Origin of the sequence: Nitrosospira sp. Nl5, assembly GCF_900102495.1 — a bacterium.
Taxonomy (GTDB): Bacteria; Pseudomonadota; Gammaproteobacteria; order Burkholderiales; family Nitrosomonadaceae; genus Nitrosospira.
Genome location: NZ_FMVQ01000019.1, coordinates 20513 through 41811, shown reverse-complemented (window position 1 = coordinate 41811; position 21299 = coordinate 20513). Strand labels below are relative to the sequence as shown.

At 52.4% G+C, this 21299-nt stretch carries 20 protein-coding genes and 1 tRNA gene; 20 read left to right on the top strand and 1 reads right to left on the bottom strand.

The window, feature by feature from the left end; translation table 11 throughout:
* Window positions 1-316 precede the first annotated feature (316 nt).
* From pstC to nuoN, 20 genes are all read left to right on the top strand, one after another.
* Window positions 317-1291, top strand: a complete 975-nt coding sequence (pstC, locus tag BLP45_RS13690; protein WP_256327843.1) for a phosphate ABC transporter permease subunit PstC — start codon at window positions 317-319, stop codon at window positions 1289-1291.
* Window positions 1292-1491: 200 nt separating this feature from the next.
* The gene (gene pstA, locus BLP45_RS13685; RefSeq protein WP_090373048.1) at window positions 1492-2418 is read left to right on the top strand and encodes a phosphate ABC transporter permease PstA; all 927 of its coding nucleotides are present in this window, start codon (window positions 1492-1494) and stop codon (window positions 2416-2418) included.
* Window positions 2412-3221 (top strand): phosphate ABC transporter ATP-binding protein PstB, encoded by an 810-nt coding sequence (gene pstB / locus BLP45_RS13680; protein WP_090373047.1) that lies wholly within the window; start codon window positions 2412-2414, stop codon window positions 3219-3221. The genes pstA and pstB overlap by 7 nt, the downstream gene beginning before the upstream one ends.
* Before the next feature lie 330 nt (window positions 3222-3551).
* Window positions 3552-4307, top strand: a complete 756-nt coding sequence (tpiA, locus tag BLP45_RS13675; protein ID WP_090373051.1) for a triose-phosphate isomerase — start codon at window positions 3552-3554, stop codon at window positions 4305-4307.
* Between the two features lie 18 nt (window positions 4308-4325).
* A complete protein-coding gene (gene secG / locus BLP45_RS13670) occupies window positions 4326-4676 on the top strand; it encodes a preprotein translocase subunit SecG (protein ID WP_090373046.1) in 351 nt (116 codons plus the stop codon).
* An 81-nt stretch (window positions 4677-4757) separates the two neighbouring features.
* Window positions 4758-4842, top strand: a tRNA-Leu gene (locus BLP45_RS13665).
* A 55-nt stretch (window positions 4843-4897) separates the two neighbouring features.
* Window positions 4898-5254, top strand: coding sequence for an NADH-quinone oxidoreductase subunit A (locus BLP45_RS13660; RefSeq protein WP_090373045.1), 357 nt, complete (start codon window positions 4898-4900; stop codon window positions 5252-5254).
* A gap of 4 nt (window positions 5255-5258) precedes the next feature.
* Window positions 5259-5738 (top strand): NuoB/complex I 20 kDa subunit family protein, encoded by a 480-nt coding sequence (locus BLP45_RS13655; RefSeq protein ID WP_090373044.1) that lies wholly within the window; start codon window positions 5259-5261, stop codon window positions 5736-5738.
* 10 nt (window positions 5739-5748) lie between these two features.
* Complete coding sequence (locus BLP45_RS13650) at window positions 5749-6366, top strand: NADH-quinone oxidoreductase subunit C (RefSeq protein WP_090373043.1); 618 nt, start codon at window positions 5749-5751, stop codon at window positions 6364-6366.
* Between the two features lie 34 nt (window positions 6367-6400).
* Window positions 6401-7654: an NADH-quinone oxidoreductase subunit D gene (locus tag BLP45_RS13645; RefSeq protein WP_090373042.1), complete on the top strand. Its 1254-nt coding sequence runs from the start codon at window positions 6401-6403 to the stop codon at window positions 7652-7654.
* Window positions 7655-7673: 19 nt separating this feature from the next.
* Complete coding sequence (gene nuoE / locus BLP45_RS13640) at window positions 7674-8150, top strand: NADH-quinone oxidoreductase subunit NuoE (protein WP_090373041.1); 477 nt, start codon at window positions 7674-7676, stop codon at window positions 8148-8150.
* On the top strand, window positions 8147-9424 hold the full coding sequence (nuoF, locus tag BLP45_RS13635) for an NADH-quinone oxidoreductase subunit NuoF (RefSeq protein WP_090373040.1): 1278 nt from the start codon (window positions 8147-8149) through the stop codon (window positions 9422-9424). The genes nuoE and nuoF overlap by 4 nt, the downstream gene beginning before the upstream one ends.
* Window positions 9425-9493: 69 nt before the next feature.
* Entirely contained in the window at window positions 9494-11953 is a 2460-nt protein-coding gene (nuoG, locus tag BLP45_RS13630) for an NADH-quinone oxidoreductase subunit NuoG (protein ID WP_090373039.1), read from the top strand.
* Window positions 11954-12128: 175 nt separating this feature from the next.
* On the top strand, window positions 12129-13229 hold the full coding sequence (nuoH, locus tag BLP45_RS13625; protein WP_090373038.1) for an NADH-quinone oxidoreductase subunit NuoH: 1101 nt from the start codon (window positions 12129-12131) through the stop codon (window positions 13227-13229).
* A gap of 14 nt (window positions 13230-13243) precedes the next feature.
* Window positions 13244-13732: an NADH-quinone oxidoreductase subunit NuoI gene (gene nuoI, locus BLP45_RS13620; protein WP_090373037.1), complete on the top strand. Its 489-nt coding sequence runs from the start codon at window positions 13244-13246 to the stop codon at window positions 13730-13732.
* 171 nt (window positions 13733-13903) lie between these two features.
* Window positions 13904-14509 carry an NADH-quinone oxidoreductase subunit J gene (locus BLP45_RS13615; RefSeq protein ID WP_090373036.1) on the top strand — a complete coding sequence of 202 codons (606 nt, stop codon included), beginning with the start codon at window positions 13904-13906 and terminating at the stop codon, window positions 14507-14509.
* Between the two features lie 71 nt (window positions 14510-14580).
* Window positions 14581-14886 carry an NADH-quinone oxidoreductase subunit NuoK gene (nuoK, locus tag BLP45_RS13610; protein WP_041513877.1) on the top strand — a complete coding sequence of 102 codons (306 nt, stop codon included), beginning with the start codon at window positions 14581-14583 and terminating at the stop codon, window positions 14884-14886.
* 69 nt (window positions 14887-14955) lie between these two features.
* A complete protein-coding gene (gene nuoL / locus BLP45_RS13605; RefSeq protein ID WP_090373035.1) occupies window positions 14956-16911 on the top strand; it encodes an NADH-quinone oxidoreductase subunit L in 1956 nt (651 codons plus the stop codon).
* Between the two features lie 91 nt (window positions 16912-17002).
* On the top strand, window positions 17003-18487 hold the full coding sequence (locus tag BLP45_RS13600) for an NADH-quinone oxidoreductase subunit M (protein WP_090373034.1): 1485 nt from the start codon (window positions 17003-17005) through the stop codon (window positions 18485-18487).
* 33 nt (window positions 18488-18520) lie between these two features.
* Complete coding sequence (gene nuoN, locus BLP45_RS13595; RefSeq protein ID WP_090373033.1) at window positions 18521-19966, top strand: NADH-quinone oxidoreductase subunit NuoN; 1446 nt, start codon at window positions 18521-18523, stop codon at window positions 19964-19966.
* A gap of 107 nt (window positions 19967-20073) precedes the next feature.
* Here the strand turns inward: nuoN and BLP45_RS13590 are convergent, their stop codons facing one another.
* Window positions 20074-21195, bottom strand: a complete 1122-nt coding sequence (locus tag BLP45_RS13590; protein WP_090373032.1) for a PQQ-dependent sugar dehydrogenase — start codon at window positions 21193-21195, stop codon at window positions 20074-20076.
* Window positions 21196-21299: the final 104 nt, after the last annotated feature.

Here is a 21299-nt window from a genome sequence, read left to right as displayed (position 1 = left end):
GAAGCCCCCGAAACAGACCTCAATGCCAGCCGCACCCAGGGCAAGATGGTCCTCAAGGCCGAAAAGAAAGAGAAAGACGAGGATGAGGAGGAGGAGGATGAGTAATCGGGTTTGATTTCCCGGGGTGAATTGATTAACACCTCCCCATCATTTTCCATGATAGGGAGGTGTTTAATTTTATGGAACAGCTTTACGCTGACTCTCTGGATGCCAGACAAGGCTTGCTCTTGTCCTTAGCCTCTTTCGCCGTTCGGCTTCACCCCGATGTGTCACAAGACTGTAACATATCCGTCGTAATATATAGGCCGGCTAAGGAATGCCCTGGCAACAAAAGCCCCTCTTCGGAATTGCATCTGCCGTGACTGCACAATCTCCCGCCGAAACCAGCCAGCCGAAAAGACTTGGTTATAGTTACCGACGCCATTTAGGCGAGCGCTTTATCGAAGCCCTGTTGTTCCTGACGGCATTTATTTCAGTCGCAATTACCGTTGCTATCGTAATAATGCTGGTAAAAGAATCGTTTGTATTTTTTGAACATGTTTCACTTTGGAATTTTCTCACCGATACCCAATGGACACCGCTATTCGATGACGCACACTACGGCATCCTGCCGCTGATTTCCGGTACAGTGGTAAGTTCCGCCGTGGCGCTATCGGTAGCAATTCCGATGGGCACCATCACCGCCATATATCTTTCCGAATTTGCGCCTTTTTCCGTGCGCGAAGTTGCTAAACCATTTCTTGAGTTGTTAGGCGGCGTGCCAACTGTGGTATATGGTTACTTCGCGTTATTGTTTGTGACACCCCTGCTGCAAAAGATTTTTCCTGAACTGCCGGGCTTCAGTTTGCTTTCCGCCGGCTTGGTAATGGGGATTATGATTATTCCCTATGTCAGCTCCATGGCGGAAGACGCAATGCGTGCGGTACCCATGCACTTGCGCGAAGGCTCCTATGCGATGGGGGCCACACGGTTTCAGACCGCCATTCGGGTTGTAATGCCCGCAGCTTTTTCCGGCATTGCCGCTGCCTATATTCTTGGCATCTCCCGTGCCGTGGGAGAAACCATGGTGGTGGCGATAGCTGCCGGCATGCAGCCCAATCTTACATGGAATCCGATGGAGCCAGCCGCGACCATTACCGCCTATATCGTGCAGGTAAGCCTGGGTGATCTGCCGCATGGCAGTATCGGCTATCAGACAATTTTTGCCGCCGGACTTACGTTGCTTCTATTGACGCTTGCATTCAATATTATTGGTCATGTTCTGCGCAAGCGTTATCGTGAAATCTATTGAACTTCAATGTGCGGTTTCTTATTCACTTATCAGCTATGATCCACAGGATTTTCTGCTCCACCCTGTCCAGCTGCCGGGATCTCGGTTGAACTCAATGCGACTGCGTATTTCCCCTAAATAACATGCTGTCACGTTTTCTCCACCGCTGGACTTTCGTCTCCCGATGAACACGCCTTATTGTCTTTTCTCGGATCCGGTTGATGGGAACCGATAAAAACCTGACAGAAATTCGTGCCATCATTGCACGGCACAAGCTGTGGGATCTGATGTTCATGATTACCGGGGTACTGGTGCTGATGATCGCGATACTGACATTCATGGCCTTATTTGCCCACATGCTTATCGACGGGATGCCGCGTCTGTCATGGGATTTTTTTACTTCTTTTCCATCGCGCCGGGCAGGGTCAGCAGGTATATTGTCGGCCTGGGTCGGCACCACTCTGGTAATGTTGGTAACAGCAGTAGCGGCCGTGCCAATGGGTATCGGAGCGGGTATTTATCTGGAAGAATATGCATCAAAAAATCTTATCACGGAGATCATCGAAATTAATGTTACCAATCTTGCAGGTGTGCCGTCCATCATCTATGGGCTCCTGGCATTGAGCCTGTTTGTGCATCAGTTGGGATTTGGGCAGAGTATCCTGTCTGCCGGCCTGGCGTTGGCGTTATTGATCTTACCGGTCGTGATTGTTGCGACGCGCGAGGCGATACGCGCCATTCCGGTCGCTATTCGGGAGGGTGCCTATGCGCTTGGCGCAACCAAGTGGCAAACTGTCTCTGATCATCTGCTTCCTTATTCCGCTGCCGGTATTTTGACGGGTATTATTATTGGTCTGGCGCGCGCGATTGGAGAAACAGCACCCATCATCACGATTGGAGCCTTGACTTTTATTGCTTTTCTGCCCCCATCTCCATTTAAAGAAGAGTTTCCTTTTTTGTCTTTCGAGTGGCTCATGGCTCCATTTACCGTGATGCCGATCCAGATGTTCAATTGGATATCACGGCCCGAAGAAGAATTCCAGATCAACGCGGCAGCGGCTGGTCTGGTTCTGGTGGTAATGACTCTCACCATGAATGGCCTGGCCATCTATTTACGCTATCGTATGCGTAAAAACATCAAATGGTAGAGAATCCCGCGGGGGATAACCCCATTGCGGATACTCCTCCATCCCGGTACAAATCCGAAGTCAGAGATTTAAGCTTTTATTATGGCGCATTCAACGCGCTTAAAAACATCAATATGGTGCTGTATGAAAAGCAGGTAACCGCGCTCATCGGTCCGTCCGGCTGCGGCAAGTCCACCTTTCTGCGCTGCTTCAACCGCATGCACGACCTATACCCCGGCAATCGTTACGTGGGTGACATTATTCTTCATCCGGACAACGTCAATATTCTTTCGCGTAACGTGGACCCCATTGAAGTGCGAATGCGGGTCAGCATGGTATTTCAGAAACCCAATCCTTTTCCAAAATCGATTTATGAAAATGTGGCTTATGGATTGCGAGTGCGAGGTGTAAGGCAACGGGCCATTCTTGATGAAAAAGTGGAAGAGGCTTTACGTGACGCGGCGCTTTGGGACGAAGTAAAAGATCGTTTGAAGCAGCTCGCCTACAATCTTTCCGGTGGTCAACAGCAACGCCTGTGTATCGCGCGGGCGCTTGCCACCGATCCCGAAATCCTTTTATTTGATGAACCGACCTCGGCACTTGATCCGATTGCCACCGCCAGTATCGAAGAACTCATCGCCGACCTGAAAGACAAGGTTACCATTCTTATCGTTACGCATAACATGCAGCAGGCTGCGCGCGTGTCGGACTACACCGCCTATATGTACTTGGGCGAGGTGATAGAGTTCGATGTCACTGATACGATTTTCATCAAACCCAGAAATAAGCAGACGGAAGATTACATTACCGGACGTTTTGGTTAGGGTCGATATGATCCGCCTCCTGATTGACCCGGTATCCATTCACAGGTAACATTCGCAGCTTTCCCATGACAAAGGCGGCTATGATCCTAAACTTGGCAGTTGACCGCCCATTTTTCGGTTTAGCGCTATGATTCATAATGATTTCTTGCGCTATCTGACCTTTACCTTTTTGGTGAGTTCGCTACAGGGTGGATTGAACGGTTTTTGTGGCACATGGCTGCGTTGCAACTCCTTGGAATGGAATAACCATTCCGCGTCGTTGCGCCTTGCCCTGCACCACAAAAACCGGACACTCCACCCCGTCCAACTACCGGATTTAGGATGATGGCTATGCGTTCGAAACTGGTTGCAGGCAACTGGAAAATGCATGGCGGAACCGCACAGAATCAGGATTTATTGCGGGCAATTGTCGCAGGAACGGCAGATCTGCGCGGAGCCGATTTTACGGTATGCGTGCCTTATCCTTATCTCTCCCAGGCGCAAACACTACTGCGCGATACCCATATCCGGTGGGGAGCGCAGAATGTGAGTCAGCATGACAAGGGCGCTTATACGGGTGAAGTATCAGCGGTCATGTTGATGGATTTCGGCTGTCACTACGTCATTGTCGGTCATTCGGAGCGACGCGCATTATACGGGGAAGACAGCGATACGGTGGCGCTCAAGTTCCAGGCGGCCCAAGTGGCCGGATTGATCCCCATTCTATGTGTCGGCGAAACCCTGGATCAGCGCGAGGCTGACGTTACCGAGCAAGTGGTGGCAGCGCAACTGGATGCGGTAATCGAACTGGCGGGGGTCGATGCGCTGGTTAAGTCGATACTGGCCTATGAGCCGGTATGGGCCATCGGAACCGGTAAAACCGCAACGCCTGGACAGGCTCAGGATGTGCATGCCTTTATTCGCGCCAGAATCGCCGCTCACAGTCCCAAAGTGGCTGCCGGATTACAAATTCTTTATGGCGGCAGCGTCAAGGCAAATAACGCCGAGGAACTATTCGCCATGACCGACATCGACGGAGGGTTGGTCGGTGGTGCTTCGCTCGTCGCCGACGAATTCGTTGCAATTTGCCGTGCGGCAAAAAATTAACTCATTTTGGAGTAGGCGTTGGAAACACTCATCTGGGTAGTACATGTACTATCGGCCATTAGCGTAATTGTTCTGGTTCTTCTGCAACATGGTAAAGGTGCTGATATGGGTGCGGCCTTTGGTAGCGGCTCGTCGGGAAGTTTGTTTGGTGCCAGTGGTTCGGCAAATTTTCTGAGCAGGACGACCGGTGTACTGGCCGCACTGTTTTTCATCACCAGTCTTGGTCTTACGTATCTCTCCAGCCACAAGACCGAAGATGGGGGGGTTATGGACAAAGCGGTACCGGCCCAATCCGCCAAACCAGTGGAACCAGCTCCGGCAGTTCCGGCGGAGGAAGGCGCCTCGAAGGCCACGGAAATACCAAAATGATTTTGATTGTGCGTTAATTGAACAATTAATTAAAGCTGTGTTCTAATGTAATTGGCCTCAAACTAGAACTCAAGTTAAGCCGCCGACGTGGTGAAATTGGTAGACACGCCGTCTTGAGGGGGCGGTGGCGAAAGCTATGCGAGTTCGAGTCTCGCCGTCGGCACCAATCTATGGGATAGGACTGGAATCAGGTTGCTAATCCTTTATTTTTGATTACACCGATGCTCGAAAATTATTTTCCAATTCTGCTATTCATCTTGATAGGCCTTGCCGTAGGCGTGGTGCCGATGGCACTGGGCTGGCTGTTTGCGCCCAATCGTCCCGACAGTGAGAAGCTTTCCCCTTACGAATGCGGTTTTGAGGCGTTCGAAGATGCGCGCATGAAGTTTGATGTGCGCTACTACCTGGTTGCCATCCTGTTCATTTTGTTTGATCTGGAAATTGCCTTCCTGTTTCCATGGGCAGTGGTATTGAATGAGATCGGCTTATTCGGTTTTATCGCTATGATGGTTTTTCTTGGCATCCTCGTCGTTGGTTTTATTTACGAATGGACGAAAGGCGCTCTGGAATGGGATTAACGTTATGAGTACTAACAATGGCGTCATGGACAAAGGGTTTGTCACCACGGGCCTGGACAATGTCATTAACTGGGGGCGCACGGGATCCATGTGGCCGATGACTTTCGGTCTTGCCTGCTGCGCAGTGGAAATGATGCAGGCCGGCGCCTCACGCTATGACCTTGACCGTTTTGGTATCGTATTCCGTCCCAGCCCCCGCCAGTCGGATGTCATGATCGTGGCCGGCACGTTATGCAATAAAATGGCGCCCGCGCTACGTAAGGTCTACGATCAGATGGCGGAGCCGCGTTGGGTTATTTCCATGGGCTCATGCGCCAACGGCGGCGGTTATTATCACTATTCCTACTCTGTGGTGCGTGGCTGTGACCGAATCGTGCCGGTCGATATCTATGTCCCTGGTTGCCCGCCGACAGCCGAAGCATTGCTCTACGGGATTATTCAGCTGCAGAACAAGATCCACCGCACCAATACCATCGCTCGCTGACCGCCCATATATGTCGTCCTCTCGCCTGGAAACGCTCGCCCTTTGCCTTCAGAATGTGTTGGCAACCAAAGTTGTCACCGCCAGCGAGCGGCTGGGTGAATTGACGATCGCGTTGTCTCCCGCTGATATGCTGGAGTCAATGGAAACCCTGCGTGATCATTCCGACCTGGGTTTCGAGATTCTCGTCGATTTATGCGGGATGGATTACTCAACATATGGTTCCGAATCTTTCACTGGGGACGGCCGGCAGGGCAAACGCTTTGCTGCTGTATATCACCTGCTTTCGATCAGCCATAACCGCAGGTTGCGAGTCAAGGTATTTGCCGATGATGATGAATTTCCAGTTCTGGATTCAGTGATTGGCATTTGGCCGGCCGCTAACTGGTTTGAACGCGAAGCATTCGATCTTTACGGCATCGTTTTCACGGGCCACCCGGATTTACGCCGCATTCTCACCGATTATGGATTTATCGGTAATCCGTTCCGCAAGGATTTTCCATTAAGCGGTAATGTTGAAATGCGTTACGATCCCGATCAGCAACGCGTGATCTACCAGCCGGTCAGTATCGAGCCGCGCCAAATCACGCCACGCGTGATCCGCGAAGAACATTATGGAGAGAGTGAATGAAATCTTCGCAGCGCGAATTTAAGGCTCTCTAAGCATGGCCGAGATACGCAACTACACCATGAATTTCGGGCCGCAGCATCCGGCGGCGCATGGCGTATTGCGCCTGGTGCTGGAGCTGGACGGCGAGGTGATTCAACGCGCCGATCCGCACATCGGTCTGCTGCATCGCGCTACCGAAAAGCTGGCGGAGTATAAAACCTTCATTCAATCCGTACCCTACATGGACCGGTTGGATTATGTCTCCATGATGTCAAACGAGCACGCATATGTAATGGCTATCGAGAAGTTGCTTCAGCTTGAAGTGCCATTGCGCGCGCAGTATATCCGCGTGATGTTTGACGAGATCACGCGCATACTCAATCATCTATTGTGGCTGGGCGCGCATGCGCTGGACGTGGGCGCAATGACAGTATTCCTCTATGCTTTCCGCGATCGCGAGGACCTGATGGATTGTTACGAGGCGGTATCGGGAGCGAGAATGCATGCCGCGTACTATCGTCCTGGCGGAGTCTATCGCGATCTGCCCGAAACGATGCCGCAATATCAGGCATCAAAAATCCACAACGAAAAAAGTACCAAGGTACTTAACGAAAATCGTCAAGGTTCGCTGCTGGATTTTATCGAAGATTTTACCAACCGCTTTCCGGTATATGTGGATGAGTATGAAACCCTGCTCACCGACAATCGTATCTGGAAACAGCGCTTGGTCGGTATTGGCGTAGTCTCGCCTGAACGCGCGAAGGCACTGGGTTTTACCGGACCGATGCTGCGCGGCTCCGGCGTGGAATGGGATTTGCGGAAAAAACAGCCTTATGAGGTTTATGATCGAATTGATTTCGACATACCGGTAGGTGTCAATGGCGATTGCTACGATCGTTATCTGGTAAGGATGGAAGAATTTCGTCAGTCCAATCGCATCATCAAGCAATGCGTGGAGTGGTTACGCAATAATCCCGGCCCGGTGATAACCGATAATCATAAGATCGCGCCGCCCGCGCGTGTCGAAATGAAACAGAATATGGAAGAACTGATTCATCATTTCAAGCTTTTTACCGAGGGCTTCCACGTGCCGCCGGGCGAGGCCTATGCGGCCGTCGAGCATCCCAAGGGGGAATTTGGCATTTACCTGGTATCGGATGGCGCCAATATGCCCTACCGTCTGAAAATCCGCGCGCCGGGCTTTCCCCATCTCGCGGCACTGGATGAAATGTCGCGCGGCCATATGATCGCTGACGTTGTGGCGATTATCGGCACCCAGGATATTGTGTTCGGTGAAATAGACAGATGATGCATTGACCAGATAGATAATGTTAAGCGCTGAGTCCATAAAGAAAATCGACCGCGAGGTCGCCAAATATCCCCCCGATCAAAGGCAGTCGGCGGTGATGTCGGCGCTCGCCATCGCTCAGGATGAGAAAGGATGGCTGGCCAACGAAACTATGGATTTTGTCGCCCATTATCTTGGAATGCCACCAATCGCGGTATATGAAGTGGCGACGTTCTACAACATGTACAACTTGAAGCCGCTGGGTAAATCCAAAATCACGGTTTGCACGAATCTTCCCTGCGCTCTCTCAGGCGCCAACGACGCTGTCGCTCATATCCGGAATAAACTGGGTATCAGTTTCAATGAGACGACGGCTGATGGAAAATTTACCTTAAAAGAAGGAGAGTGTATGGGAGCATGCGGTGACGCGCCTGTACTCCTGGTGAATAACAAACGCATGTGTAGTTTCATGTCCAACGACAATATCGACCAATTGCTGGAGGAGTTGAGCAAATGACCCAGCCTACGCAGATACTGCTGGCGGGACTGAATCCTTCCGATCCCGACAACTGGAGGCTCAGGCATTATGAGGAGCGCGAGGGTTATGCGGCGCTGAAAAAAATTCTGAGCGAAGGTATTCCGCCTGAAAAGGTCATTGAGGAAGTGAAGAAATCCGCATTGCGCGGACGCGGTGGTGCGGGTTTCCCCACAGGGTTGAAATGGAGTTTCATGCCCAAGCAGTACGAGGGCGATAAATACCTGGTGTGCAATTCTGACGAAGGCGAGCCGGGCACGTTCAAAGACCGCGACATCATGCGTCATAATCCGCACATCCTGATAGAAGGCATGATCATCGGGGCCTACGCGATGGGCATCGGGACGGGCTACAACTATGTTCATGGAGAAATCTGGGACACCTATGAGCGCATGGAGGAGGCGGTAGACGAAGCACGCGAGGCGGGATTGCTCGGCAATAATATCCTGGGCTCCGATTTCAGTTTTCAACTCTACAATCATCATGGTTATGGCGCCTATATCTGTGGTGAGGAAACAGCCCTGCTGGAATCACTGGAAGGCAAGAAAGGCCAGCCACGCTTCAAGCCTCCTTTTCCGGCGAGCTTTGGCCTCTATGGCAAGCCCACCACCATTAACAACACCGAGACATTTGCGTCCGTACCCTGGATCATCCGCAATGGCGGCGAGAAATTTCTGCAACTCGGCAAGCCCAATAATGGCGGCACCAAGCTTTTTTCCGTTTCCGGCCATGTCAACAAACCCGGCAACTACGAGATACCGCTCGGCACGCCGTTTGCAACCCTGCTGGAAATGGCCGGCGGCATGCGCGGCGGACGAAAACTGAAAGGATGCATTCCGGGCGGCTCATCCATGCCCGTGCTGCCCGGCGACATCATGATGCAGACCGACATGGATTATGATTCCATCGCCAAAGCCGGTTCCATGCTCGGTTCCGGTGCGGTCATCATCATGGACGACACTACCTGCATGGTGAAAGCACTGGAGCGGCTGTCATATTTCTACTTTGAGGAATCATGCGGTCAATGCACGCCGTGCCGTGAAGGCACCGGTTGGCTCTACCGTGTGATACATCGTATCGAAACCGGTTCCGGGCGAATGGAAGACCTGGATCTGCTCAATAATGTTGCTGATAATATTCAGGGACGTACCATTTGCGCGCTGGGAGACGCGGCGGCTATGCCGGTGCGTGCCATGATCCAGCATTTTCGTGACGAGTTTGCGTATCACATCGAGCACAAGCGATGCATGGTGTAACGACATGGAAAGCATGGATAAAGTCAGTTGGCTCTTATCTGCGTGATTCGTGATTAATCCGACTATCCAATGATCAATTTCGAAATCGACGGCAAGCAGGTGTCTGTGCCCAAAAACGGTACCGTCATGGACGGTGCCAACCAGTTGGGTATATACATTCCGCATTTCTGCTATCACAAGAAACTTTCCATCGCTGCCAATTGCCGCATGTGCCTGGTGCAAGTCGAGAAAGCCCCCAAGCCTTTGCCTGCCTGCGCCACGCCCGCCATGGAAGGCATGAAGGTCTCTACCCATTCCGGACAGGCGGTAACGGCACAAAAAGGCGTGATGGAATTCCTGCTTATCAATCATCCGCTGGATTGCCCTATTTGCGACCAGGGCGGTGAGTGCCAACTACAGGACCTGGCGGTGGGCTATGGAGCGAGCGCATCGCGTTATACCGAAGCCAAGCGGGTGGTGATAAACAAGAACCTGGGCCCATTGATTTCCACCGACATGACCCGCTGTATCCACTGCACCCGTTGTGTGCGATTTGGCCAGGAAATCGCCGGCATCATGGAGTTGGGCATGGCGGGTCGCGGCGAGCACGCTGAAATTCTGTCGTTTGTTGGCAGTACGGTGGATTCGGAATTGTCCGGCAACATGATTGATCTCTGTCCGGTGGGCGCACTCGTCAGCAAGCCATTCCGCTATTCGGCCCGCACTTGGGAATTATCGCGCAGAAAATCCGTGAGTCCGCATTGCGGTCTCGGTTCCAATCTCGTGATCCAGGTGAAACAGAACCGCGTGATGCGCGTATTGCCACGCGAGAATGAAGAAATCAACGAGTGCTGGTTATCGGATAAGGACCGTTTTTCCTACGAGGGATTGAGCTCGGAAGAACGACTGAGCACGCCCATGATAAAGCGCGATGGCCAGTGGCAGGAATGTGATTGGCAAACCGCGCTGGAATTCGTTGCCAACGGGTTGAAAGCGGTAAAAGAAAAATATGGTGCACAAAGCATTGGTGCATTGGGGTCTCCTCACAGTACCCTGGAAGAACTCTATCTGCTGCAAAAACTTGTGCGGGGCCTGGGTAGCGGGAATGTGGATCATCGCCTGCGCCAAACCGATTTTCGTGCGGATAGTCGGTTGCAAGGTGCGCCCTGGCTGGGAATGAGTATCGCGGATATTTCACGATTGAAGTCGGCGCTGATTATCGGCAGCACGCTGCGCAAGGACCATCCTCTCATCGCGCAGCGTTTGCGTCAGGCAGTGAAGCAGGGCGCGCAATTGAATCTGATCAATCCGGTAGGGGATGATCTGTTGACCAAGGTATCAAATTCCGCAATCATTGCCCCCGATGCAATGGCGGCGATGCTCGCTCAGGTCTTGAAAGCTGCCGCCGAACTGAAGGAAGTGGAAATTCCCAATGCCGCAAAAGATGCGTTGCGCGAGGTCAGCGTGACCGATACTGCGCGAGCGACGGCAACCAGCCTTATCAATAACCAACCTGCTGCGGTTTTTCTTGGCAATCTGGCGCAGCATCATCCGCACTATACCGATATTCATGCGCTGGCACAGCATATTGCGCAAGTCGTCGAGGCGGGGTTCGGTATATTGGGTGAGGCTGCCAATAGCGTCGGGGCGTATATTGCCGGCGCAGTTCCTGGTGACGACCCTTTGAAAGTGTTAACCGGCGGTGCTGGTCAACCGGAACCGGCGGGCGCCAATGCTGCGCAAATGCTCGGTATTTATGCGGAGGCCATTGCACCCGCCCCCATGCCGGAATCGTGCCGTGCCTACGTCCTGATGAACCTCGAACCGGAGCTGGACAGCCACAATCCGCAGAAAACCATGAAAGCACTGGCGGGGGCGGAGCTGGTAGTGATAATGAGCGCATACGCAAACCGTGCCGTTCTTGAGGGTAACTATGCCGACGTGCTGTTGCCGATTGCGCCATACACGGAAACCTCCGGCACTTTTATCAACACCGAAGGCCGCGTACAACGTTTTAATGGCGTGGTAGCACCCCTCGGCGATGCGCGTCCGGCATGGAAGGTTCAACGCGTGTTGGGCAATATGCTGGGACTTGAAGGTTTTGACTATGAAACGCCGGAACAGGTGCGTGCGGAGATACTCCCGGCGGGAGTCGAGGTTGGCGCACGGCTGGATAACAACCTGAGGAATTTCACCGTGAGTGATATTGGCCAAATGAGCGGTCCAATGCGTGGCTCCCCGGACGACGAAATTCAACGCATCGGCGAAGTCCCGATTTATCAGGCTGATCCCATCGTTCGCCGTGCCGAATCGCTGCAGCGCACGCGTGATGCCGCCGCGCCAGTGGCATGGATGCGGGGCGATTTAATGAACAAGCTGGGCATCCGGACGGGCGACAATGTGAGGTTGAAACAAGGGGATGGAGAGATACAACTGCCAGCGGCGCAAGACGATAAGCTGCCTGCCAATTGTGTGCGCGTGGCAGCCGCACATCCCCTTACCGCGGCGCTGGGAGATATGTTTGGTCCGATCGCGGTGGAAAGGTTGTGATAAGGAACAGCTTGTAATTGGAAATTCTATAGATCGGGTTAACACATCCCTATCTGGCGAAGGTTCCCTCATTCGCCAAACTTATTCGGCAGTTTTGTTTGGCTATAGGGCGTGAGGCGTTGCTTGCAGGTTTCTGATCGATAGAGTGTCCCAATAGAAGAAATCAGGGTTACTGATGGAATATGCACAACAATTATTCGGAGATTTCTTTGGCCCTGAATGGGGCCCTGCTCTTTTCGTTCTGACGAAGAATGCGCTGTTGATCGTTGCCATCATACTGCCGTTGATGCTTGCCGTAGCCTACCTCACATTTGCGGAACGCAAGATCATTGCCTTCATGCAGATGCGCGTCGGCCCCAATCGTGTCACCTTCTTCGGTATTCCCTGGCTGGGCGGCTGGGCGCAGCCTATTGCCGATGCAGTGAAGGCAGTGATGAAAGAAATCATCATTCCCAGCGGGGCGAACAAATTTTTGTTTGTCCTGGCACCGGTGCTGACATTCGCGCCAGCTTTGGCGGCATGGGCGGTAGTGCCATTCTCTCCGGAAGCGGTATTGGCGGATATCAATGCTGGTCTGCTTTATATCCTGGCCATGACTTCGATGGGTGTCTACGGGGTTATCATTGCGGGGTGGGCATCCAATTCCAAGTACGCCTTCCTCGGTGCGATGCGTTCCGCCGCACAGGTGGTTTCATACGAGCTGGCAATGGGTTTTGCCCTGGTATGCGTGCTGATGATGTCACAGAGCCTGAACCTGGGTGATATCGTCAAGGGCCAGCAGGGCGGCAGTTTTATCAACTGGTATCTCATTCCGTTGTTTCCCATGTTTCTGGTGTACTTCATTTCCGGTGTGGCGGAAACCAATCGGGCTCCTTTCGACGTGGCTGAGGGTGAGTCGGAAATCGTCGCCGGGTTTCATGTCGAGTACTCCGGCATGGCTTTCACGGTATTCTTTCTGGCGGAATACGCCAATATGATCCTGGTGGCAACGCTCGCCAGCCTCATATTCCTGGGAGGCTGGCTGCCGCCAGTCAATATTGCACCCTTTACGATGATCCCGGGCTTTATCTGGCTGGTGCTAAAAATAGCATTTCTATTATTTTGTTTTCTCTGGTTCCGCGCCACTTTTCCGCGCTACCGTTATGACCAGATCATGCGCCTTGGGTGGAAGGTATTCATTCCGGTCACGCTTGTCTGGATATTGTTGCTGGGCTTGGTAATGCAACTTCCCGCGTCGTTCCGAAGCGCATTCCCACTTAATTTGTGGTTTCACTGAGACAGGAGAAAGCCATGAACCGTATCAAGGATTTCTTTCGTACTTTCCTGCTGTTTGAACTGCTCAAGGGCTTGATGCTAACCGGACGGTATTTATTCGAGCGTAAAATCACCGTGCACTTTCCGGAAGAGAAAACGCCCCAGTCGCCGCGCTTTCGCGGCCTGCATGCGCTACGCCGCTACCCGAACGGGGAAGAACGCTGCATCGCTTGCAAGCTATGCGAGGCGGTCTGCCCGGCACTGGCAATCACCATCGAATCCGAGCAGCGGGACGACGGTACCCGCCGCACCACGCGTTATGACATCGATCTGACAAAATGCATATTTTGCGGTTTCTGCGAGGAGTCTTGTCCCGTGGATTCCATTGTCGAGACCCGTATTCTTGAATACCACGGCGAGAAACGCGGCGACCTGATCTATACCAAACAGATGCTGCTGGCGGTGGGAGACCGATATGAGGAGCAGATAGCAAAAGACAGGGCGGCTGATGCAGGCTACCGATGAATCTTGCCCATTAACCCATATGGGTACCGCTACAAATCCTGATTTGATCGTGATGCTGCGTCACGCAAAAATATTACCGCCAACCTATCAAAAATATGCGCGCTTGAATTTCCTTCATACTCAATCGGTAAATGTGCTTACTTAGAACTTCGAATTTATAGAAATGCCCACATGAGTTTTCAAGATATAATTTTCTATTTTTTCTCGGCGGTGCTGGTGTCATCCGCATTGGGCGTCATTACTGCCCGCAATCCGGTGCATTCAGCATTGCTGCTCGTACTGGCTTTTTTTACTTCTGCCGGATTGTGGCTGTTGCTGGAGGCGGAATTTCTCGCAATTACCCTGGTGCTGGTCTATGTCGGAGCAGTAATGGTACTGTTCCTGTTCGTGGTGATGATGCTGGATATCAATCTTGATCAGCTCCGTGAAGGGTTCTGGAAATGGTTTCCATTCGGGGCACTATTGGCGTTGATCATGGCGGCCGAGATGGCCATGGTGCTGGTGGGCAAACAGTTTGGCATCGATGAAATGCCCGCTCCGCCCGCGCGTGCCGGAGATTACAGCAATACCAAGGAACTGGGCCGTCTGATTTACACTGAATATGTTTATGCATTCGAGCTGGCCGCCGTCATTTTGCTGGTGGCGATAGTGGCTGCCATTGCGCTGACCTTGCGCCATCGCACCGGTATCAAGGGGCTTGACGCGGCGAAGCAGGTGGCGGTGAAGCGCGAGGACCGGGTGAGAATGGTGTCGATGCCGTCCGAGAAGAAAGAGTAAAGCCAGAGAAGAGAATAAGAAAATAATTATGTCGCGTTCTCATGATGTTGTCCTGAACAGGGGTCGTTAGCTTGGTTTCGTTATCTCATTACCTTGTCCTTGGGGCGATTCTGTTTGCGATCAGCATTGTCGGCATTTTCCTCAATCGGAAAAACGTGATCATCCTGTTGATGGCAATTGAGCTGATGCTGCTGGCGGTAAACATGAATTTCGTTGCGTTCTCGCATTATCTGCAGGATGTATCGGGGCAAATTTTCGTGTTCTTCATTCTTACCGTGGCCGCGGCAGAGTCTGCAATTGGCCTCGCGATCCTAGTGGTGTTGTTTCGCAATCTGCGCACCATCAACGTGGATGATCTGGATAAACTCAAAGGATAAATTTTACGGGTGCAAAACTGGATCAGGCACAGAACCAGATCTCGTAGTTAAAAACAAAACTGAATTTTCATGACCGAGATGCAAAAACTTTATCTGTTGATCCCATTGGCTCCCCTGGCAGGGGCGCTTATTGCGGGGTTGTTCGGCCGCCTCATCGGTCCTGCCTGGAGTCACCGCGCCACCATTGCATTGATGCTCGTGTGCGTGACTGCATCGATCGCCGTTTTTATGGATGTACTGAAAGGAAACATCTATAACGGCAGCGTTTATACATGGATGACCGCTGGGGATACGCGTTTCGAGGTCGGATTTCTGATTGATCAACTCTCCGCTACGATGATGGTCGTGGTGAGCTTCGTGTCTTTAATGGTGCATATCTACACTATCGGTTATATGCATGGGGATCCCGGCTACCAGCGTTTTTTCAGTTATATTTCACTTTTCACCTTCTCGATGCTGATGCTGGTGATGTCCAATAATTTCCTTCAGCTTTTCTTTGGCTGGGAGGCGGTTGGACTGGTTTCCTACCTGTTGATCGGTTTCTGGTACACGCGTCCGACGGCAATTTATGCCAACTTAAAGGCTTTCCTGGTCAATCGCGTCGGCGATTTCGGTTTCCTCCTCGGTATCGGCATGGTGCTAGCGTATTTTGGCACCCTAGATTATGCGGCGGTATTTGCCCAGGCTCCGCAGGTCATGACGCAGACGATTGAGATCGTTCCCGGTTCACCGTGGATGTTATTGTCGCCGATCTGCCTCTTGCTGTTCGTCGGGGCGATGGGGAAATCCGCGCAGTTTCCGCTACATGTGTGGCTGCCGGATTCGATGGAAGGCCCGACACCTATTTCCGCGCTGATTCATGCCGCGACGATGGTGACCGCCGGTATTTTCATGGTGGCACGCATGTCACCGCTATTTGAGTTAAGCGAGACCGCGCTCTCCGCGATATTGGTGATCGGCGGCATCACGACGCTATTCATGGCGCTGGTGGCGGTGGTGCAGAACGATATCAAGCGTGTGGTGGCATATTCCACTTTGTCGCAACTGGGTTACATGACTGTGGCATTGGGTGCGTCGGCGTATTCGGCGGGAATTTTTCATCTCATGACCCACGCTTTTTTCAAAGCGGTGCTGTTTTTGGGGGCGGGTTCGGTGATCATCGCCATGCATCACGAGCAGGACATGCGGAAAATGGGCGGACTCAAAAAATATATGCCTATTACCTATTGGACGATGTTCATCGCTGCGCTGGCGAGCGCCGGTGTTCCTGGCTTCTCAGGCTTCTTTTCCAAGGACGCCATTATCGAAGCAGTCCATTTCGCTACCATTCCTGGGGCCGGTTTTGCCTATTTCTGTGCGGTAACCACTGTATTTGTGACTGCCTTCTACACTTTCCGCCTTGTGTTCATGACCTTCCATGGCAAGCCGCGCATGGATCATCATACCGAAGAACACCTGCATGAATCCCCCTGGGTCGTGACTCTGCCGCTGGTTATCCTGGCAGTACCGTCCATCGGTGCGGGCTGGCTGATCGGGCCAATGCTGTTTGGAGACTATTTCGGTAGCGCCATACAGATATTGCCTCAGCATGAAGCAATCGCGAAAATGTCGTTGGAATTTCATGGCGTGTGGGGAATGATGACCCACGCCGTCACGACCCTGCCGTTCTGGTTTTCCGTTGGCGGAATTTTTGCCGCCTGGTATTTATACATGGCGAAAACTGATTTGCCGGGGAAAATAAAGCAAGCGTCCGGACCGCTTTATACTTTGCTCGATCGTAAATATTTTATCGACGAACTCTACTCCTGGCTCTTTGCCGGTGGCGCGCGCGCGCTTGGCAGCGGATTCTGGAAATTTGGCGACGTAAAAGTCATTGACGGATTCTTTGTCAACGGCACAGCACGGGTGGTGGCCGGGACCGCCATGCTGATGCGCCGCTTCCAGTCCGGCTATATCTATCATTATGCGTTCACCATGATCGTTGGCGTATTTATATTGATGAGCTTGTGGCTGTACGGGCCTTAAGCAAAAAGATAACAAGAGGCAAAAATAGTATTGCGGTTTTTCAGCCCTGCATCCGCTGCACGCTAACGAATACGAATAAAACGGAATATACATGTTGTTTGGTCTCCCCCTGTTAAGTCTGGTCATCTGGCTGCCTATTTTTGCCGGCATTGGCGTGCTTGCCACCGGTGGCGACCGTAATGCCCCCCTGGCAAGATGGCTCGCGCTTGTCGGCGCGGTGGCGGGTTTTCTGGTGGCAATCCCGCTTTATACCCAATTCGATCCGTTAATGAATGCCATGCAGTTCGTCGAACGTAGCGCCTGGATCGAACGCTTCAACATTCATTATCATCTGGGCGTGGATGGAATCGCCATGCCGCTGATTTTGCTCAATTGCTTTACCACTCCGTTGGTGGTGATCGCCGGCTGGCAGGTGATAAGCAAACGGGTATCTCAATACATGGGCGCGTTTCTGATCATGTCCGGCATCGTTAACGGCGTATTCTCCTCGCTCGATGCAATTTTATTTTACGTCTTCTGGGAAGCCTCGCTGATTCCGATGTTTCTCATCATTGGCGTGTGGGGTGGACCCAACCGCGTGTATGCCGCAATCAAGTTCTTTCTATACACGCTACTGGGTTCCCTGTTGATGCTGATCGCATTCATTTATCTGTACAAGATTTCGGGTGGCAGTTTTGCGATACTTGATTATCACAAGCTGCCACTGCCGCTGGAGCCGCAAATCCTGATATTTATCGCTTTCCTGCTGGCTTTCGCGGTAAAGGTGCCGATGTGGCCGGTGCATACATGGCTGCCCGACGCGCACGTCGAAGCACCGACTGGCGGATCGGTGGTGCTGGCGGCAATCTTGCTGAAACTGGGCGGCTACGGCTTTCTGCGATTTTCGCTGCCGATCGTGCCGGATGCGAGCCAGTATCTTTCGGGCATGATGATTGTGCTGTCATTGATAGCCGTCGTCTACATCGGCCTTGTTGCCCTGGTGCAAGCGGACATGAAAAAGCTCATTGCATATTCGTCCGTCTCCCACATGGGATTTGTGACGCTTGGTTTTTTTCTGTTTAACGCCTATGGACTCGAAGGCGCGATGGTGCAGATGATTTCGCATGGTTTTATTTCAGGTGCGATGTTTTTATGTGTGGGAGTCCTGTACGACCGCCTGCACTCGCGCCAGATCGCGGACTATGGCGGCGTAGCCAATAAAATGCCGATCTTCGCCGCGTTCTTCATGCTGTTCGGCATGGCGAATGCGGGATTGCCCGGCACCAGCGGTTTTGTCGGCGAGTTCATCGTTATCATGGCCGCTGTCAAGGTAAATTTCTGGTATGCATTTTTTGCCGCAACGACGCTTATTACCGGCGCGGCTTACACACTCTGGATGTACAAGCGGGTGGTGTTTGGCGCTGTCGCCAATCCCGCTGTGGAGGAACTGAAGGATATCAACGGACGGGAGATTCTGATATTGACGGTTTTGGCAGTAGCGGTACTGGGAATGGGTCTCTATCCGCTGCCGTTGATGGAAGTCATGCATACCACGGTGGATGATTTGCTGGCGCACATCGCCCACAGCAAACTGTAGCGCAAATGCGATAGCCTTGCTTAAGGATGATAAATGAATTTTTTGCAGCCTGATTTCGCCCCCGCCTACCCGGAGATATTTCTTCTGGTAATGGTCTGCGTGGTGTTACTGGCCGATCTTGCGTGGGGCGAAAAAAAGCCCCATGTCGCTTATTTGTTGACGCAAGTTGCGTTGCTCGGTTGCGCGCTGATTACTTTCGGCACGTCCACCCCGGATGTCGTCCATACATTCTCGGGCATGTTTGTGGACGACCCCATGGCCGACATCCTGAAAATGCTGGTGTATATCGCAGTGTCCACGGTGCTGATCTATTCGCGCAGCTATATTGCCGTGCGCGGCATGCTCAGCGGTGAATTCTTCAGTTTGGCGCTGTTTGCCACGCTCGGCATGATGGTAATGATTTCCGCCAGCCATTTTCTGACTCTCTACCTGGGACTGGAACTCCTGTCACTATCGCTTTACTCCATGGTGGCACTGCGACGCGATTCAGTAGAGGCAACCGAGGCGGCAATAAAATTCTTTGTGCTCGGGGCACTGGCTTCCGGTTTCCTGTTATATGGCATGTCCATGGTTTACGGGTCGACCGGTTCGCTTCACATTGCTCGCATAACGGAAGTGATTCAAAGCGGCGCAATCAATCATGCGGTACTGGTGGTGGGACTCGTATTCATCGTAGCCGGCATCAGTTTCAAATTGTATGTGGCGCCTTTCCATATGTGGGCGCCGGATGTTTATCAGGGAGCGCCCACCGCAGTCGTGCTGTTTATCGGATCGGCGCCCAATCTGGCGGCATTCGGCTTTATCATGCGTTTGCTGGTCGAAGGCATGGGAGCGATGGTGGCGGATTGGCAGGGAATGCTCATTATCCTGGCCGTGACGTCCATGATGATCGGCAATCTCGCCGCTATTGCCCAGACAAATATCAAGCGCATGCTGGCGTATTCCACAATCTCGCACATGGGCTTCATGCTGCTCGGGATAATCGCCGCGGATGAAAACGGTTACAGCTCATCAATGTTTTACGTTGTCATCTATGTATTGATGACCCTGGGCACGTTTGGCATCATTATGCTGTTGTCACGGGAGGGATTTGAGGCGGAGAAGCTCGACGATTTCAAAGGGCTCAACCGGCGCAATCCATGGTACGCGTTTATCATGCTGCTGTTGATGTTCTCGATGGCGGGCATTCCGCCTACGGTGGGTATTTATGCCAAACTGTCGGTGTTACAGGCGGTGTTAAGCGCCGGGTACATATGGCTGGCGGTGGTGGCGGTTCTATTTTCGCTGATCGGCGCGTTCTATTACCTGCGCATCGTTAAACTGATGTATTTCGACGAGCCGGAAACTGATGCGCCGATTCTGCCTCAGAATGACGTTAAACTAATGATAAGCGCGAACGGGCTTGCGGTGCTCGCATTCGGGATTTTCCCCCAGGCGCTGATGGCGTTATGCGCTTACGCTATTCAGCGGTCAATATAACCGGTATTGGCGCCTGCCGGTTATCCTCAGTGGATTCGTGGGCGAAATCGCCAGAATAAGGCTTCGCTGGTCCGTCCTGCGAACTGTCAGCCGGCGGAGTATTCCGGTTATGACTTCTTGTAGCTGATGCGATAGATGACTCCGGCGTAATCGTCTGAAACCAGCAACGCTCCGTCAGGCATTACCAGCACATCCACTGGTCTTCCCCAGGCGTTTTCTCCTTGCAGCCAACCCTCGGCGAACACTTCCTGCTTTACCACCTTGTTGTTTTTGATTTGTACAGAGTTAAGCCGGTAGCCGATTTTATTACGGCGATTCCAGGAGCCGTGCTCGGCAACAAAAATACTGTTGCGGTATGAAGGGGGAAACATCTTGCCCGTATAGAAGCGCATGCCCAGCGCTGCAACGTGCGGCCCGAATTTGGCTACGGGAGGAATAAACTTGCTGCAATCGTGCTTTGCGCCATATTTGGGATCGAGAATATCGCTTCCGTGACAATAGGGAAAGCCGAAATGCATGCCTTTTTTGGGTGCGCGATTGAGTTCATCAGGCGGCAAGTTATCGCCCATCCAGTCGCGTCCATTTTCAGTGAACCATAATTCTTTAGTGTCCGGATGCCAATCGAAGCCAACCGTGTTGCGTACACCGTATGCATAGACTTCGTAGCCAGTACCATCCGGCTTGATACGCGAGACTAATGCAAAACGCTCAGGATCAGCTTCGCAGACATTGCAGGGTGCTCCTACCGGCACATACAGCAGGCCATCCGGACCGAAAGCGATGAATTTCCCTCCATGGTGTTTTTCGTTGGGAAAATCGTTGGTTATTACAACCGGTTTTCCGGGCTGGTCGAGTTTTTCTTCGATGCCGTCAAAGCGCAGGATGCGCTCGATTGCGGAAACATATAGCGCGCCATCCCGGAACGCCACGCCAATCGGTGAACTGAGCCCGCTGGCAATGGTTTTGACCCGGCGTGCCTCGCCGTTATCGATGATCGCGTAAACCTTGCCCTCTTCCTTTGAGCCGGCAAATACGGTGCCATTTTTCCCTAGCGTCAGCCCGCGTGCGTTGGGGACTTCCGCCCACACGTCAATGGAAAATCCGGCGGGCAGTTTAATTTTATCCAGCGGCAGTGGCGACGGGCGATCCTGGTATTGTGCGGCTACGGGCAAGACACCATAGAATACGCAGAAGGCGGCAGAATGGAGAAGAGTTTTTATGATGGACATGCTAAGACTCCGGGGGGTTATATGTGCATCCATAAAGTAAAAGGAAAGAAATCGTCTTCTGGAGTGAGATTCTGGAGATTATCGGAGTAGGGCAGCTTGAAAAT

Excerpts from the sequence above, each read along its gene's own strand:
- pstC (WP_256327843.1), top strand. The coding sequence starts at position 317 with ATGCCCTGGCAACAAAAGCCCCTCTTCGGAATTGCATCTGCCGTGACT.
- pstA (WP_090373048.1), top strand. The coding sequence starts at position 1,492 with ATGGGAACCGATAAAAACCTGACAGAAATTCGTGCCATCATTGCACGG.
- pstB (WP_090373047.1), top strand. The coding sequence starts at position 2,412 with ATGGTAGAGAATCCCGCGGGGGATAACCCCATTGCGGATACTCCTCCA.
- tpiA (WP_090373051.1), top strand. The coding sequence starts at position 3,552 with ATGCGTTCGAAACTGGTTGCAGGCAACTGGAAAATGCATGGCGGAACC.
- BLP45_RS13660 (WP_090373045.1), top strand. The coding sequence starts at position 4,898 with ATGCTCGAAAATTATTTTCCAATTCTGCTATTCATCTTGATAGGCCTT.
- BLP45_RS13655 (WP_090373044.1), top strand. The coding sequence starts at position 5,259 with ATGAGTACTAACAATGGCGTCATGGACAAAGGGTTTGTCACCACGGGC.
- BLP45_RS13650 (WP_090373043.1), top strand. The coding sequence starts at position 5,749 with ATGTCGTCCTCTCGCCTGGAAACGCTCGCCCTTTGCCTTCAGAATGTG.
- BLP45_RS13645 (WP_090373042.1), top strand. The coding sequence starts at position 6,401 with ATGGCCGAGATACGCAACTACACCATGAATTTCGGGCCGCAGCATCCG.
- nuoE (WP_090373041.1), top strand. The coding sequence starts at position 7,674 with ATGTTAAGCGCTGAGTCCATAAAGAAAATCGACCGCGAGGTCGCCAAA.
- nuoF (WP_090373040.1), top strand. The coding sequence starts at position 8,147 with ATGACCCAGCCTACGCAGATACTGCTGGCGGGACTGAATCCTTCCGAT.
- nuoG (WP_090373039.1), top strand. The coding sequence starts at position 9,494 with ATGATCAATTTCGAAATCGACGGCAAGCAGGTGTCTGTGCCCAAAAAC.
- nuoH (WP_090373038.1), top strand. The coding sequence starts at position 12,129 with ATGGAATATGCACAACAATTATTCGGAGATTTCTTTGGCCCTGAATGG.
- nuoI (WP_090373037.1), top strand. The coding sequence starts at position 13,244 with ATGAACCGTATCAAGGATTTCTTTCGTACTTTCCTGCTGTTTGAACTG.
- BLP45_RS13615 (WP_090373036.1), top strand. The coding sequence starts at position 13,904 with ATGAGTTTTCAAGATATAATTTTCTATTTTTTCTCGGCGGTGCTGGTG.
- nuoL (WP_090373035.1), top strand. The coding sequence starts at position 14,956 with ATGACCGAGATGCAAAAACTTTATCTGTTGATCCCATTGGCTCCCCTG.
- BLP45_RS13600 (WP_090373034.1), top strand. The coding sequence starts at position 17,003 with ATGTTGTTTGGTCTCCCCCTGTTAAGTCTGGTCATCTGGCTGCCTATT.
- nuoN (WP_090373033.1), top strand. The coding sequence starts at position 18,521 with ATGAATTTTTTGCAGCCTGATTTCGCCCCCGCCTACCCGGAGATATTT.
- BLP45_RS13590 (WP_090373032.1), bottom strand. The coding sequence starts at position 21,195 with ATGTCCATCATAAAAACTCTTCTCCATTCTGCCGCCTTCTGCGTATTC.